Origin of the sequence: Candidatus Protochlamydia phocaeensis (assembly GCF_001545115.1) — a bacterium.
Classification (GTDB): Bacteria; Chlamydiota; Chlamydiia; order Chlamydiales; family Parachlamydiaceae; genus Protochlamydia_A; species Protochlamydia_A phocaeensis.
This window is the reverse complement of sequence record NZ_FCNU01000032.1, coordinates 199,546-213,428: the sequence shown is the minus strand read 5'-3', so window position 1 is coordinate 213,428 and position 13,883 is coordinate 199,546. Positions and strand designations below refer to the sequence as shown.

The following is a 13,883-nucleotide window of genomic DNA, read 5'->3' as shown; positions in this document are numbered from 1 at the left end:
TTACGGAATGGTTAATGCGTCGTAAGTAAAATCAAGCGTAATTTGAGCCTGTGTGGCCGTTCCCGTAATTAAAGGGGTCGTTGGCGCAAGCGTAGCTACTCCAATATTAGTAACGGAGGAGTCGCGTGTAGCAAAAACGCTTCCGGTCACAGCTGCCGTAAGCGTCAATAAGCCTGTAGCAGTGAAGCGTAGACCTGCATGATACGTACCATAAACGGGATCAGTAATGGTAATAGGCGCGAAAGTTGGTGTGCCAATAAGGCCGACAGCTACAGGAGTTCCCTCAAGTGTAACTCCATCAGGTCTTTCGACAAAAGGCGTAACTATCGATCCGGCTGTTGCTGCCGTGACAGTCAATCCCATGGCAAATGTCAACGTGTTGGCTGCATCAACGGTAAAAGCGCCTGGGCCGGGCGTTGTAGGAGTTGCTCCAGTAGGCCCGACAGGACCAATGGGACCCACAGCTCCAGGATCGCCTGTGCGCCCGCGATGCCCGCGATGACTAGAGGCATTTCCAGCTATGGCGCCGGCAATGCCGCCTACAACAGCAGCTCCGCCAATGACTAAAGCTGTTCGCCCATTCCCTCCTCCAAACCAACCTCCTCCGCAACACTCATCTGTTTCGCAGCATGGATTGCTTTCACAGCAACTAGCCTGTATTGGCGCCGGAACAGTCCAAAGAGATAGAGTGCATAGAAAAGCAGCAACCCCTCTCGTGATTATTTGAGAAAAAAAATTATCTGACACAAAGCCTCCTTTGTTAATGAATTTTATTCTATAAGCTTCAATCTTTTTCTTTCTTGGTTGATTGCTGGTGAGAAACCTCAACACCTAAATTCAATTTTTGTCATGGCCATAAAAGGTTTTAAGCCCAATTTTTCAATAGAAAAATTCACTGTTCAAATCAAAGGAAAAAATTTCCATTCTTATTAAAAATTCTCCCTTGAATTTTTAAAGACGCTTAAAGCTCCCCTTAAAGAATTTTTTTAATTTAGTAAGCTGGCCTGCAAAAAATCGAGGCTATTAAAACTAAATGATGCAAGAAGGATGGTTTAAATTAAAATAAAAATTTTACATGCAGATGGGGATGAGGAGGGAAGATTCGCATTCTTTTCCCCTAGAAGATCCTTCGTGTTCCCTAGGCAATATGGGTTTAATAGGATAGGGAGAAAATAATTTCAAATGTAAACTATTATCATTTATCTAAAAAATATTTTAAATACAAATTAATTCATGTGCTTTTTTATTAATCAATTTGTGCTAAATAATTATGTTTGTTTAAATTGGTTTAGATTTATAATAAAAATAAAAGATTTATTTGATTTTAAATCTAGTTTTTAAATGAATATTTGATTTTTGATGTGAAATTGATGAAAGTGTAATTTGTAAAGAGAATAATATTAATGGTTTAATGATGAAATTTAACTTTATTTGTTAATATTATGTTTTAATTAATTTAATTAATCTCTAAACAACTATCAAATAATTTATAATGGCTTGCATTTAAAATTATTTTCTCCTAGTAGACGCTTTGCTCCCTATCCTATTAAACCCATATTGCCTAGGGAACACGAGGATCTTCTAGGGAAAAGAATTCGAATTCAAGCCTTTAGAAGTTTTTTTGATGGGCTTTAAGGAAATAAACAATGCCTATATCTTCCTCTTCACAAAATTTTCCCTTTTATGATCCCAATAGACCCCTTATTAAAAATGAGGAGGGAGTTTCTCCCAAAAAGGAAATCGAAAAAAATTCTTTTTTAACAAGGGGTTTATCTCAATTGTCTGAATTTCCAATGGAGATGATTTTTTCTATTCTTTCTCATATAGACAAGCCGGAAGATCAACGCACTATTATACAACTTTCCCGGGAGTTTTCTTTAATTGGAAATGATTCGTTTAAAAAAGACATTTTTAGCAATCAAAGCGTGGCAATTGCAGCCAAAATTGGCAGTGTGCAAACCATTAGAAAGTTGCTCAAAAATGAGGAATTAGATCTCTCTAAAGATAATAATCAAGCCATTATTAATGCCAGTCAAGGCGGCCATGCAGAGGTACTTAAGGTACTTTTAGAAGATAAAAGAGCGGACCCTACCGCTAATAATCAGGAAGCGATTAGATTGGCCAGTCAAAATGGCCATGCAGAAGTCGTAAAAGGGCTTTTAAAAGATAAAAGAGTGGACCCTACTGCCAATAATCAGGAAGCGATTAGATTGGCTAGCCAAAATGGCCATGCGGAAGTCGTGAAAATACTTTTACAAGATAAAAGAGTGGACCCTACTGCTAATAATCAGGAAGCGATTAGATTGGCTAGCCAAAATGGCCATGCGGAAGTCGTGAAAATACTTTTACAAGATGAAAGAGTAGATCCTGCTGTTAATGATCATGATGCCTTTTGGTCTGCAATGTCCAAAGGGCATGAGGAAGTCATTAAGGCGTTTTTAAAAGATGGGAGAGGGGTTCCCGTTAATGAATCGGCCAATATTATTAAGATGGCAGTTTCGAACGGCCATGCAGAAGCGCTTAGAATGCTTTTACAAAATGAAAGAATCGTCGCTATCGATGATTTGGCCATCGAGGATGCAGTTATGCAAGAGTCTGTAGAAGTGCTTGAGGTGCTTTTAAAAGATGGAAGAGTAGATCCTAGTACTCGCAATAATCGAGCGCTTAGAGTGGCAAGTCAAAGGGGAAATTTAGAAATGGTTAAATTGCTCCTAAAAGATGAAAGAGTTGATCCTACCGCTAACAAAAATCAGGCCATTAAATGGGCAAGCGAAGAGGGGCATAACGCTATCGTTGAAGAGCTTTTGAAAGACGATAGAGTAAAGGCTTCTTGGAACCCTGACAGGTAAGAGAGGAAAGATCTTTATAAGGAGACGTTTGAGCCAAATATCTAATCTATATCCCTCTAAAAGGGTTTATTAAAACCCATCGATTAGGCTGACAGTCCACTCATTTTGGTGATAATTCGATAAAAAACTGTCTATAGCAAAATATTATCCTGTATTATTTTATTTCAAACTCAAGTCTTTATTGATCAATAGGATGATTTTTTCCTAAGAGCAGGTCGTACTCAATCAGCAATCTATCTGAAAACAACTATGTTCAATGAATGCGGAGGCTGTTTGATAAATTCAGCGGATCTAGCTCGATAAAAGGCGTATTTAATTAAAATTGGCGCATAATTTAAGAAGCTAATATCTTTTTTACTTTTCTCCTCAAGTCAGGTATCTATCCTGTTCCGGCTCTGGATTTATTGAGATAAGGTTCCTCCATTGACAAAATCCAGGCTCCGTTTTAATATGCCCCTCTTCAAAATTTGAGACTAAAGGTGAAGCATGAAAGGGATTGTATTAGCTGGAGGAAGCGGGACGCGCCTTCATCCATTGACTTTAGGAGTCACAAAGCAACTATTGCCTGTCTATAATAAACCCATGATTTACTATCCGCTTTCTGTCCTAATGCTGGCACACATTCAGGATATTCTCATCATTTCGACACCGGAAGACATGCCGTTATTTAAGCGGCTCTTAGGGGATGGATCGCAGTTAGGAGTAAAATTCAGCTATGCCATTCAGCCCAAGCCTAATGGATTGGCCGAGGCGTTTATTATTGGAAAAGATTTTATTGGCAAGGATCCGGTTTGCCTCATTTTAGGGGATAATATCTTTTATGGTAGCCATTTAAGCAACTTATTGAAAAGTGCGCGAGAGAAGAAAGAAGGGGCCACTCTATTTGGCTATGAAGTAAAAGATCCGGAAAGATATGGCGTTGTCGAGTTCGATTCCCAAGGAAAAATTTTATCGATTGAGGAAAAGCCCAAGCAGCCCAAATCTTCTATTGCAGTGACAGGGCTTTATTTTTATGATAATCAAGTGGTCGACATTGCGCATGGCTTGAAGCCTTCTGCGAGAGGGGAGCTTGAAATTACCGATGTCAATCAAGAGTATCTAAAACGCGGGCAAGCTTCTGTGCACGTAATGGGCAGAGGATTTACCTGGTTGGATGCCGGAACCTATGAAAGCTTGATGCAAGCAAGCCAATTTGTTCAAGTGATTGAGGAAAGGCAAGGACATTGCATTGCTTCTTTAGAAGAAATTGCTTATCATCAGCGCTTTATTTCTTGCGAGCAGTTGAAGATGCTGGGGCAAAAGCTTGGCAAAAGCTTATATGGGCGTTATTTAATGGAATTAGCAGAAAAAGGGCCACATCATGGAAGTCATTGATTTGCGCTTAAAGGGGCTGAAGCTGATTAAGCCGAAAGTTTTTAAAGATCCGCGCGGTTTTTTTTTAGAAAGCTTTAAGCAGCCTCTTTATGAGAAGATGGGAATTCAGGAAAAATTTGCGCAGGATAACCATTCTTTTTCTACAAAGCATTGCATCCGCGGCATGCATTTTCAATCCTTTCCGGGCCAAGCCAAGCTTGTCAGGGTGGCAGTTGGTAAGGTTTATGATGTCGCTGTAGATATCCGTCCCGACTCTCCGACTTATGGACAATGGGAGGCGGTTGTTTTAGATGATCAAGAGCACCATCAACTCTTTATTCCTGTTGGTTTTGCGCATGGATTTTGCGTATTGAGCGAAGAGGCGCATGTCATGTACAAAGTCAGCACGCCTTACGATCCTGTCCATGAAAAAGGCTTTCGTTGGAATGATCCTCAAATCAATATTCAATGGCCCACTCAGCAGCCCATCGTATCTGAGCGGGATCAACAAGCCCCTTCTTTTAAAGATTTACCTTTGCATACAGGAAGATAGGTATGAAAAAAATTTGGATTTGCGGCGCTGCCGGCATGCTAGGATCGCATTTTACGCGCCTATTAACTAAGCGTGCTATTCCTTTTGTTGCCAATGACCATCAACAGATTGATATTACGCAGCTTGAGATGGTTTCCGACTTTGTCAGGACACAAAAAATTTCTCATATCATTAATTGCGCGGCTTATACCCAAGTCGATAAGGCAGAGGTGGAGCAAAAGCAAGCCTACCTGATCAATGCTGTTGGCCCGCATTACCTGGGAATTGCAGGGAGAAGGCATGGCGCACGCGTTGTCCACTTTTCCACCGACTATGTTTTTGATGGGAAGGGCCGCGCTCCTTACACAGAAGAGCATACTTGTACGCCGATGGGGGCTTACGGAATGAGCAAACTGGCTGGAGAAGTCAAATTATTGGATGAGCACGAGCATTCTTGCATCATACGCACATCTTGGCTGTTCGGTTTGCCTGGAAAAAACTTTGTGGATACTATGCTGCGCCTCATGCAAGAGCGAGATCAGCTTCGCATCGTCTCCGACCAGATCGGTAGGCCAACCTATTGTCAGGATTTGGCTGAAGCCACTCTCGATCTGCTCGATGAAGAAGGCATTTTCCACTTTGCCAATGCTTTTGAGACCAGTTGGTATCAATTTGCTAAAGAGATTTATCGGCAGGGCAAGGAATTGAATTTCCCGCTTAAATCTTGTGCAATAGAGCCTATTCAAACAGAGGACTATCCGACGCCAGCCAAGAGACCTGCTTATTCGACGTTAAGCACGAAGAAAATCGAGCGCCATTTGGGCCGGATGCCAAGGCCTTGGCAAGAAGCCTTGTATGATTATTTAACGACATTTAAAAGATATCAAGAAACCCAGCAATTGATATAAGCATGCAGACACAAAGAAACATCACAAATATTCTCGTTACGGGCGGGGCCGGTTTTATCGGCTCGGCCTTTATCCGTTATCTACTATCTCCTGAAGCAGCTTTTAAGGGGACGTGCGTCAATTTAGATGCCTTAACTTATGCCGGCAATCTGGAGAACTTAGCTTCTGTCGATCAAGACCCGCGCTATATCTTTGAAAAAGGCGATATCCGCAATGAGGCTTTAGTGGAGCATTTATGCCAAGAGCATGCGATTGATGCCATCATTCATTTTGCGGCTGAAAGCCATGTTGACCGCAGCATTTTAGGGCCTCAGGCATTTATTGAAACAAATATCCTGGGAACATTTCATTTGCTCGAAGTCGTCAAGAGAAATCCGCATATTCACTTTCATCATGTCTCCACCGATGAAGTGTACGGATCTCTCGGGGCATCCGGGTACTTTACCGAAGAGTCGCCTTATCAGCCCAATTCTCCCTATTCCGCTTCCAAGGCCTCTTCCGACCACCTTGTCAGGGCTTATCATCATACGTATCAATTGTCCACCTGCCTTTCGAATTGCAGCAACAATTACGGGCCTTACCATTTTCCAGAAAAGCTTATCCCTGTCATGATCCTCAATTGCTTGGATAGAAAACCTCTTCCTGTTTATGGAAATGGCTTGAACGTAAGAGACTGGTTATACGTCGAAGACCATGCTAAGGCCTTATATTTGCTTTTGCAATATGGCCGAAAAGGCGAGACCTATAATATTGGAGGAGAGGCGGAATGGCGCAATATCGACCTTGTGCATGAAATGATCCGCATCATTGCCGATATTCAAAGCATGCCTGCCCAGGAACTTGAAAAATTGATTACCTTTGTCAAGGATAGGCCTGGACATGATTTGCGTTATGCCATTGATTGCTCTAAAATTAAAAAAGAAATCGGCTGGGGCCCTTCGCATAAATTCCCCGAAGGCCTGAAGCGAACCATTCTATGGTATATGAATAACATGGATTGGGTCAGGCGTGTTCAAACCGGCGCTTATCGCCAATGGATGGAAGTCAATTACGTCCAACGATAGAAAAAATTTAAGGAACAAAAGGATAGGCTAAGCCATTTCGCCGTTAGTCCTTTTGTTCTTTCCGTCTTCCTTTCTCTTTTCTTTGCGTTTTCCAAACAGCATTCTTATAAAAGCCTTGAAGCCAAAGGCTTGGATTTTTCACTACGCTCTTTTCCCTTTGCATTCAAATAATTATTAAAAAATAACTTTACAAATTCCTCATTGCTAAATAATTTAGCGAAGGAAAATTAGGGATGAGAAGGCCTCAAAATTGATAGGAAGGATATATGAAAACCCAAGCCATTCGTTTAGCTTTTTGTTTTTTGCTTCTATTTTCTTCGTTTCTAGCAGCAGAAGACGCGCTTTCACCGAGCGATATTTATGAGGAGATTGCCGACATTTATCATCCCACTTTGGATGACTACCGCCTCATTCAAAATTATTTAACGAATGGATATCGGCCCATTACGGCGCGCTTGCGCGATTATGAGCCAAATGCAAGAAATTTTAAAATTATTGGGGAAACAGAAGACGAACTTCCCAGCTCGGGCTTGATCGCCGTCAATAGCGAAGAAAGTGAAAGAGAAAATTGTTTAGTCGCTTATTCCTCATTTAATAAAAATTACCCCAGGGGATTGGCCAGGTTAGTTAATTTCGTCGCAAAATCAGACTTTAAAGGCCACATCCTCTATCGATTGGGAGGATGGCCGAATGTAGAGGGCGGCTCTCTTGTCTTAGCTCATGTGCCTTATGCATTTAAGGTATCCTTCCTCAAAGAGGCGCAAAGATTGGGATATAAGCGTGCTTTCTGGCTGGATACGGCCGTGCTTCCTTATGTCAGCTTGAATACCATTTTTAAAATGATCGAAGAAAAAGGGTATTTTGTATTGGGCAATTCTCACATGATCGGCCCCTATATGGATCCGCAGGCGGCAGCGGCTCTAGGTGTGACGATGGAAGAGGCTAATCATATTCCAAGTTGCTCAGCAGGTATTTTTGGAGTCGATTTTACAAGTGAAATTGGAGCCAAGATTGTCGATTTATGGTACAACGCTGCTTTAGATCCCAATGCCTTCTTTTCGCCTCGTTCGGATCAAAATGCGTTGTCTGTGATTCTTTATCAGCTGGGAATTTCCGATTTTATTAGCATTGATCGAATGGCCCATAATAAAAATCAAATTAATGCCAATACTTTGATTGTCATTGAAAGGGAATTTGTCAATGAATTGTCTTTGCAAAAATAGGAATCGATTAAAGGGAAGGACACTCAGATGAAATGGAGAATGTTTTTATTTCTAGGCTTCCTCAGTTTGGCAGCATCGTTTTTAAATGCCGACGTTCTAGTGATGACGCATGCCTATAACAAACCCGAATTGATTTATTGGCAAGAGGCTGCGCTTAAGAAATTTTTAAAAGAAGACTACACCTTTATTGTCTTCAATGATGCCTCCAACGAAGCGCTTTCCTTAGAAATTCAAGAGATTTGCCGTTCCTTGAACGTCTCTTGCGTAGAGGTGCCCCAAGCCATCCATAATTATACGGCACCCTACTTGCCAGGAAGCCGCAATCCACTGGGAGATCCCAGTGCAGAATGTGCAGATACCATTCAATATATGCTTGACACTGTTGGATTTGACTATCCCGGAATAGTTGTCGTGATTGATTCGGATATGTTCCCTATCCGAGAGATCAATTTGACTTCCCTTTTAGGAGATAGCGAAGTAGCCGCCCATCCTCAATATAGAAAAGGAGAGCATGGTAAAGTGACTTATTTTTTACCTAACTTACTTGTTTTCAATATGGAGAGGTTAATAGATAAGAGGACTCTCAATTTTAATATAGGAGAAATTGACGGCGTCCGTGTCGATACAGGGGGATTTACTCACTATTATATAGAACAGCACCCATTTTTAAAATGGTTGAAAACGACTTGCATTACTATTCCGCTGAAGGATGTCAGAAATCCCATTGATCCTGCCATTATGGATTTTTTTAAAAATTTCCCAAAAATGTTCCAGCTGATAACAGAAATGCCTTATGACTACGAATTTTATATGGACTATGCGTTTATTCATTTCAGAGCAGGCTCTGACTGGAATAAAATGGATCCTGCCAAACGGGCAGAAAAGATGCGTCTTTTCTATGGTGCCTTGGAGCAGATACTCGATCAGAGCTTTCCAACCAACAAATAATAGATAAATGTAAATTTATTAGGATGGGCAAAAACTATTTTAAAAAATAAGGCCTTTTGTTAAATGGGTAACCAAATCAAGTTTAATGAGGAGGGATATGATCATTAAATCCATTAAAGTTTTGAAATATTTTTTTGTCGCATTATTTGTTGTGACAACTTCTTTTAGCCAGGCGCAACTTGTAGAAGAACTGACTGGTGCGACTGCATTTGAAGATCATGCCATTTATATTCATGAAACAGCTTTAATTAATTTTGGCAACCTTTTTCCTTATTCATCCTATCCAGCAGCAGAACAAACGGCTGTACAAGGACGCTTATCTACAAGCGATGTGGAAATTGGTTCTTTCTTTGGAGGATTACTTGGAACTTCAGTAGGAAACCAAATTAGCAGCTTTTTCGCTGTTTATGATACGTTTGCTTCGCAAATGATTACAGCTATTAAAGCAAATAATCAAAACCAAATTCAGCAAATTTACTCCCAATGGTTAGCTTATGGGGGGGCTATCGCTGAATTTTTGCATTCCGTTAACCCGTTGATCGATTCAGGGACTGCTCATAATTTTCTCAATCAACTCGTTCAATTTGATGCGGAACAAATTATCTTCTACTGGACGCAAGATTATGCTTCGGCTCTTGTTGCCTATGATCAGAGTCGTAACATCGCTAACCAAGCCGGAGCTTATTTCGGTCTGGCTTGCTGGCAATTTAAGCATCGATAAACGTTTAATGATCAAAGGTGAAAAAGGCATTTTCTAAGAGCCTCTTAAATAACTTATAGTAGTTTGCATTTGAGAGTATTTTCTCACGAGTAAGCAAGAGTGCTTACCACGAAAGAAGAACTCGAATTCCAACCATTAGAAGGCTTTTTAACTGGCTCTAAGGCTTTTAGCTAATAGGAAATCCTTTTTAACTCTTTAAGTCGAAAAAGCATGGAATGAGCAAAGTTTAGCATCCATTGTGAATTTGATTAATCAATGCGTGTGCTGGATATCTTTGATTTTCAATTTGCTTGAAGATGGAAAAAGAATGCTTTGGCTATTGTTAGCAAAGCAGCTATTTTTATTACTTTATCTTAATAGTCAAAGAATCGCACATGCGTTAATAAGTTTTTTTTGCCTAATAAAAAATAAAAGTTAGAAAAACACTTTTATGTTAAAGCGTTTTCTATCCTTTTATTTTCTTACGCAAATAAGAAGCTATTTCTTTAATCAATCCACTTGTCGCTAATCAAACGCATGTGCTGCAATCCTCTTTTGATGGATTGAATGAGTCCTATACTTTTTTTATATCTATCTAGCTATAAGGGTTTATGTTAAGAAAAATTATTGTTATTGCTTTATTGCTCCTTTCTTCCTATCAAAACATTTTTGCAGAGAAAATAGGCTTATTAGTTGTGGCAACCGGCAGGTATATTTCCTTTGTCGGGCCTTTAATCGAATCTGCTGAAAAGCATTTTTGCAAAGGGCATGAAGTGACCTATTTTATTTTCACAGATGGCCCTTTAGAAGAGGCGCCGAATATTGTCCGTATTTATCAGCCGCGTTTAGGCTGGCCTTTTGATACCATGATGCGCTTTAAAATGTATGCGCAAAATCAGGATTTACTGCAGACACAGGATTATTTATTCGCCTGCGATGCGGATATGCTTTTTGTCGATTCAGTAGGAGATGAGATTTTAGGAGAGCGGGTGGCGACTTTGCATCCGGGGTTTACGCATCAGCGCGGTTCTTATGAAGCAAGCCCGCTTTCTTTAGCTTGTGTATCCGAGCAAGAAGGCACAGCTTATTATGCAGGGGGATTTTGGGGAGGCTCGAGCCAGGAAGCTTTAAATATTGCTAAAATAAATGCAGCCCATATCGATGAAGATCTTTCAAATGGCATTATTGCTGTTTGGCATGATGAAAGTCATTGGAATCGCTACTGCATCGACCATGAGCCCACCGTTATTTTATCGCCTTCCTATTGCTATCCCGAAAGATGGGAACTTCCTTATCCTAAAAAATTGCTCGCTTTAGATAAAAATCACGATGAAATGAGAAAGGATGAAAATGATTAATGCAATCCGCTTGTTTTTTTTAAAAAAGCTAAACGGCAGGTCAATTCCCATTCTCTGCCTCTTATATCAGATTGGCTGGCTGGTTAGCTATTTTTTGCTCGGCGCTTCCCCTTTAAGGGCGGAAGAACAGATGGAAAAAGATTTGGTGATCATCATTCCTTCTTTCAATAACATGGAATGGTTGGAGTCTAACCTTGATTCCATTTTGGCACAAAATTATACAAATTATCGCATTCTTTATGTGGATGATTGCTCAAACGACGGGACAGGAGAGGCGGTAAGAGAATGGCTTAAAGATCGCCATGTCGATTTTCGCGAAATCGCCTTTGATGAGGGACGTTTTGAAGGAATTCCGGACACAACGGAAGGGTTTTCGGCTTTAGTCAATGACGAAAACCATTATTTTACGTTGATAAGAAACCAAATCCGCTGCGGAGCTTTGACAAACTTATACCGGGCCATTCAAAGTTGCCGCGATCATGAAATAGTCGTCACAGTGGATGGCGATGACTGGCTTTATGATGCGGATGTGCTAAAGCGGGTGAATAAAGCCTATTTATCCGGTCAAGTTTGGCTAACTCATGGATGTTTGATCGAATATCCCTGGGGAAATGTCACCTGGTCAGAGCCTGTTCCTCCTGCCATTGTGAGCCAAAATGCGTTTCGAATGGTTAAATGCCCTTCACATTTGAGGACTTTTTATACGTGGCTATTTAAGAAGATCAAGCTCGACGATCTTTTATATGAGGGGCGCTTCTTTCCCGTGACTTGGGACATGGCGATGATGTTTCCCATGATAGAAATGGCAGGGGAAAGGCATGCCTATTTATCTGAAGTTAATTATGTCTACAATATGGCCAATCAATTGAATGATAATAAGGTGAATGCCCAGCTTCAAAATGAATTGGATGCCTTCATCAGGCATAAAGAGCCTTACCAAAGGCTAGAACAAGAAAACGATTAAGTGATTTACACTGCCGCATGGAATTAAGGATGATTATGAATAAGATGAGACTATGGATTAAAAAATTGGTTGTTTTTGCCTTTTTTCTGCCGACTGTACTAATGGCCCAGCCTTATGTGACAGCCCATTTAATGGGGCAATTCGGCAATCAACTTTTCATTATGGCTGCAGCGATCAGCTTGGCGTTGGACCATGGAGCGGATTATACCTTTCCGGATTTGCTCTCGGAACAGATGGATCCTGTTTTTAAGATTCCTCTTAATTACGAAAAAGTTTTTTACCATTTGAATGCCTTTAAGCCGCCTGAGCCATGCGACTATCTTTATCTAGAGCCGAATTTTTCTTACGATCCTATTCCTTATCAGCCCAACATGCGTTTGCTAGGCTGGTTCCAATCGGAGAAGTACTTTGCCAATCATAAAGAGGAGATCATTGACCTTTTTTCCCCCCCTCCGGCAATTCTAGAGCATCTGCAAAAGAATTATGGCGATATCCTCCAGCATCCTCGAACAGTGGCCATTCATTTGCGCTCTTATTTGAAAGAGCCGCTAGAGCAACGCATGGCCTATGCCCATTTGGGCGCGGATTATGTAAAAAAAGCCATGTCTCTTTTCCCTGAGGATGCCCTTTTTGTCGTGTTCTCAAATGATATGGAATGGTGCAAAGAAGAACTCAGTCAGCTGGCTTTGTCGAGATCCATCCGCTTTATAGAAGGCGAGCCTCATTACCATGATTTCTACCTAATGAGCCTGTGCAAGCATAACATTATTTGCAATTCGAGCTTCTCCTGGTGGGCTGCCTACTTGAACCGCAATCCAGAGAAAATTGTGGCCGCTCCTGCCGCCTGGTTTAGCGAGACCTATATCCGGGACACGAGAGACCTCATTCCAGAGGAGTGGGTGATTGTCGATTGAACAGGCGCTCTTTTAACTGCGGGACGAAGCGGACGATCGCTTCGTCTTTGTATTGATTGCAGGATTGGATCAGCCCGTCCCAAGTTTCCTTGGACAGGTCCATTCCCCATTTTTGACGGCGAGGCAGCTTATTCTTCAGGAACCATTCATAAGGCCCGAACCAATAATGATTGATGCGGACGGTATCAATGACGACAGGATGCCCGATCAATCCCGGTTCGAGAGGGATTTTGGAAGTATTGACGGCAAAGCATCCGTCTTTATAAATAAAAAAGTGTGGATTGGGAATACATTCGACATAGGCTGGCTGGACAATTAACTTCACAATCCTGTTCATTTCCCAGCGCTCATCTGATTTGAGGATTAGATTCTCAATGATGAGCCCATCCGGCGGCAGGGCATCCAGCCAGGATGTGCCATATACCTGCCAATTAACAGCTAAACCGGCGTAGTCCGCATAGTCTTCCAGTAGTTCGCACAAATGAGCGTGCTTAACGGGAAAGAGAAATTCATCTAAATCCAGGAACGCTGCCCATTTGGCCTTATGTTTGACAAGAGCGAGGGCATGTTGATAGACCGGCAGCTGAAGATTATTCATATAATCTTTTTGGTTGCTTGTTTCGACAGGCCAATCGATCAGGTCCACCTCGCCCGCTTCAATATAAGGCGTTAAAATCTCCAAGTAATTGTCCGTGCTCAAATTATTATAAAGATAAAAATGCTGGACCCCTTGGAGCTTGTGAAATTCAATCCACTCTTTTAGGAAGAAGGCTTCATTGTGAAAAAGCGCGCAAATGACCAATTCATATTGCGGAACTGTTTCATCGGCGAATGCGGGCTCTTCCTTAATAAGAGGGAAAAAGCTCTCCTTGCCTTCCAATCGCACAAGGCCGAATAGGAAATATAAAGAAAGGCACACAAAGCAGGCATGGAAGAGCTTGGGCAGCAAGAGCCGGTAAAGGTGAGAAGGAAAAAAAATCCTAACAGTTGGAAGAGAAAGCGGCTCACGCATGAAAGATCCCGGTTTATCAATTTATGTCAGGTGAGTTATGTAATAAAAAAAATATTAG

General features: G+C 41.3%; 13 protein-coding genes. 11 read left to right on the top strand and 2 right to left on the bottom strand.

What is annotated here, in order from left to right; all coding sequences use genetic code 11:
- A complete protein-coding gene (locus BN3769_RS13530) occupies window positions 1–747 on the bottom strand; it encodes a hypothetical protein (protein ID WP_068471361.1) in 747 nt (248 codons plus the stop codon).
- Between the two features lie 899 nt (window positions 748–1,646).
- On the opposite strand from BN3769_RS13530, the gene BN3769_RS13525 reads away from it, so the two are divergent.
- The 11 genes from BN3769_RS13525 to BN3769_RS13475 all read left to right on the top strand — a co-directional run bounded on the left by BN3769_RS13525 (window position 1,647) and on the right by BN3769_RS13475 (window position 12,813).
- The gene (locus BN3769_RS13525; RefSeq protein WP_068471360.1) at window positions 1,647–2,849 is read left to right on the top strand and encodes an ankyrin repeat domain-containing protein; all 1,203 of its coding nucleotides are present in this window, start codon (window positions 1,647–1,649) and stop codon (window positions 2,847–2,849) included.
- 486 nt (window positions 2,850–3,335) lie between these two features.
- Window positions 3,336–4,223 carry a glucose-1-phosphate thymidylyltransferase RfbA gene (gene rfbA / locus BN3769_RS13520; RefSeq protein WP_068471359.1) on the top strand — a complete coding sequence of 296 codons (888 nt, stop codon included), beginning with the start codon at window positions 3,336–3,338 and terminating at the stop codon, window positions 4,221–4,223.
- Window positions 4,210–4,755: a dTDP-4-dehydrorhamnose 3,5-epimerase gene (rfbC, locus tag BN3769_RS13515; RefSeq protein WP_068471358.1), complete on the top strand. Its 546-nt coding sequence runs from the start codon at window positions 4,210–4,212 to the stop codon at window positions 4,753–4,755. Before rfbA ends, rfbC begins: the two co-directional genes overlap by 14 nt.
- A gap of 2 nt (window positions 4,756–4,757) precedes the next feature.
- Entirely contained in the window at window positions 4,758–5,642 is an 885-nt protein-coding gene (rfbD, locus tag BN3769_RS13510) for a dTDP-4-dehydrorhamnose reductase (RefSeq protein WP_068471357.1), read from the top strand.
- Between the two features lie 2 nt (window positions 5,643–5,644).
- Entirely contained in the window at window positions 5,645–6,706 is a 1,062-nt protein-coding gene (gene rfbB / locus BN3769_RS13505) for a dTDP-glucose 4,6-dehydratase (RefSeq protein ID WP_068471356.1), read from the top strand.
- Window positions 6,707–6,972: 266 nt separating this feature from the next.
- Window positions 6,973–7,929: a hypothetical protein gene (locus BN3769_RS13500; RefSeq protein ID WP_068471355.1), complete on the top strand. Its 957-nt coding sequence runs from the start codon at window positions 6,973–6,975 to the stop codon at window positions 7,927–7,929.
- Window positions 7,930–7,956: 27 nt separating this feature from the next.
- Window positions 7,957–8,877, top strand: coding sequence for a hypothetical protein (locus BN3769_RS13495; RefSeq protein ID WP_068471354.1), 921 nt, complete (start codon window positions 7,957–7,959; stop codon window positions 8,875–8,877).
- A gap of 97 nt (window positions 8,878–8,974) precedes the next feature.
- Window positions 8,975–9,598: a hypothetical protein gene (locus tag BN3769_RS13490; RefSeq protein WP_068471353.1), complete on the top strand. Its 624-nt coding sequence runs from the start codon at window positions 8,975–8,977 to the stop codon at window positions 9,596–9,598.
- Window positions 9,599–10,188: 590 nt separating this feature from the next.
- Window positions 10,189–10,935 (top strand): glycosyltransferase family protein, encoded by a 747-nt coding sequence (locus BN3769_RS13485; protein ID WP_068471352.1) that lies wholly within the window; start codon window positions 10,189–10,191, stop codon window positions 10,933–10,935.
- Window positions 10,928–11,899, top strand: coding sequence for a glycosyltransferase family 2 protein (locus tag BN3769_RS13480; protein ID WP_079989573.1), 972 nt, complete (start codon window positions 10,928–10,930; stop codon window positions 11,897–11,899). The genes BN3769_RS13485 and BN3769_RS13480 overlap by 8 nt, the downstream gene beginning before the upstream one ends.
- Window positions 11,900–11,934: 35 nt before the next feature.
- Window positions 11,935–12,813 carry an alpha-1,2-fucosyltransferase gene (locus BN3769_RS13475; RefSeq protein WP_068471351.1) on the top strand — a complete coding sequence of 293 codons (879 nt, stop codon included), beginning with the start codon at window positions 11,935–11,937 and terminating at the stop codon, window positions 12,811–12,813.
- On the opposite strand, the gene BN3769_RS13470 is transcribed toward BN3769_RS13475, so the two are convergent.
- Window positions 12,782–13,825: a glycosyltransferase family 92 protein gene (locus tag BN3769_RS13470; RefSeq protein ID WP_068471350.1), complete on the bottom strand. Its 1,044-nt coding sequence runs from the start codon at window positions 13,823–13,825 to the stop codon at window positions 12,782–12,784. The genes BN3769_RS13475 and BN3769_RS13470 overlap by 32 nt on opposite strands.
- Window positions 13,826–13,883 lie beyond the last annotated feature (58 nt).

What these genes read in the sequence shown, in the direction of transcription:
- rfbD (WP_068471357.1), top strand. Translation starts at nt 4,758, where the DNA reads ATGAAAAAAATTTGGATTTGCGGCGCTGCCGGCATGCTAGGATCGCAT.
- rfbC (WP_068471358.1), top strand. Translation starts at nt 4,210, where the DNA reads ATGGAAGTCATTGATTTGCGCTTAAAGGGGCTGAAGCTGATTAAGCCG.
- BN3769_RS13480 (WP_079989573.1), top strand. Translation starts at nt 10,928, where the DNA reads ATGATTAATGCAATCCGCTTGTTTTTTTTAAAAAAGCTAAACGGCAGG.
- rfbB (WP_068471356.1), top strand. Translation starts at nt 5,645, where the DNA reads ATGCAGACACAAAGAAACATCACAAATATTCTCGTTACGGGCGGGGCC.
- rfbA (WP_068471359.1), top strand. Translation starts at nt 3,336, where the DNA reads ATGAAAGGGATTGTATTAGCTGGAGGAAGCGGGACGCGCCTTCATCCA.
- BN3769_RS13470 (WP_068471350.1), bottom strand. Translation starts at nt 13,825, where the DNA reads ATGCGTGAGCCGCTTTCTCTTCCAACTGTTAGGATTTTTTTTCCTTCT.
- BN3769_RS13525 (WP_068471360.1), top strand. Translation starts at nt 1,647, where the DNA reads ATGCCTATATCTTCCTCTTCACAAAATTTTCCCTTTTATGATCCCAAT.
- BN3769_RS13495 (WP_068471354.1), top strand. Translation starts at nt 7,957, where the DNA reads ATGAAATGGAGAATGTTTTTATTTCTAGGCTTCCTCAGTTTGGCAGCA.
- BN3769_RS13485 (WP_068471352.1), top strand. Translation starts at nt 10,189, where the DNA reads ATGTTAAGAAAAATTATTGTTATTGCTTTATTGCTCCTTTCTTCCTAT.
- BN3769_RS13490 (WP_068471353.1), top strand. Translation starts at nt 8,975, where the DNA reads ATGATCATTAAATCCATTAAAGTTTTGAAATATTTTTTTGTCGCATTA.
- BN3769_RS13500 (WP_068471355.1), top strand. Translation starts at nt 6,973, where the DNA reads ATGAAAACCCAAGCCATTCGTTTAGCTTTTTGTTTTTTGCTTCTATTT.
- BN3769_RS13475 (WP_068471351.1), top strand. Translation starts at nt 11,935, where the DNA reads ATGAATAAGATGAGACTATGGATTAAAAAATTGGTTGTTTTTGCCTTT.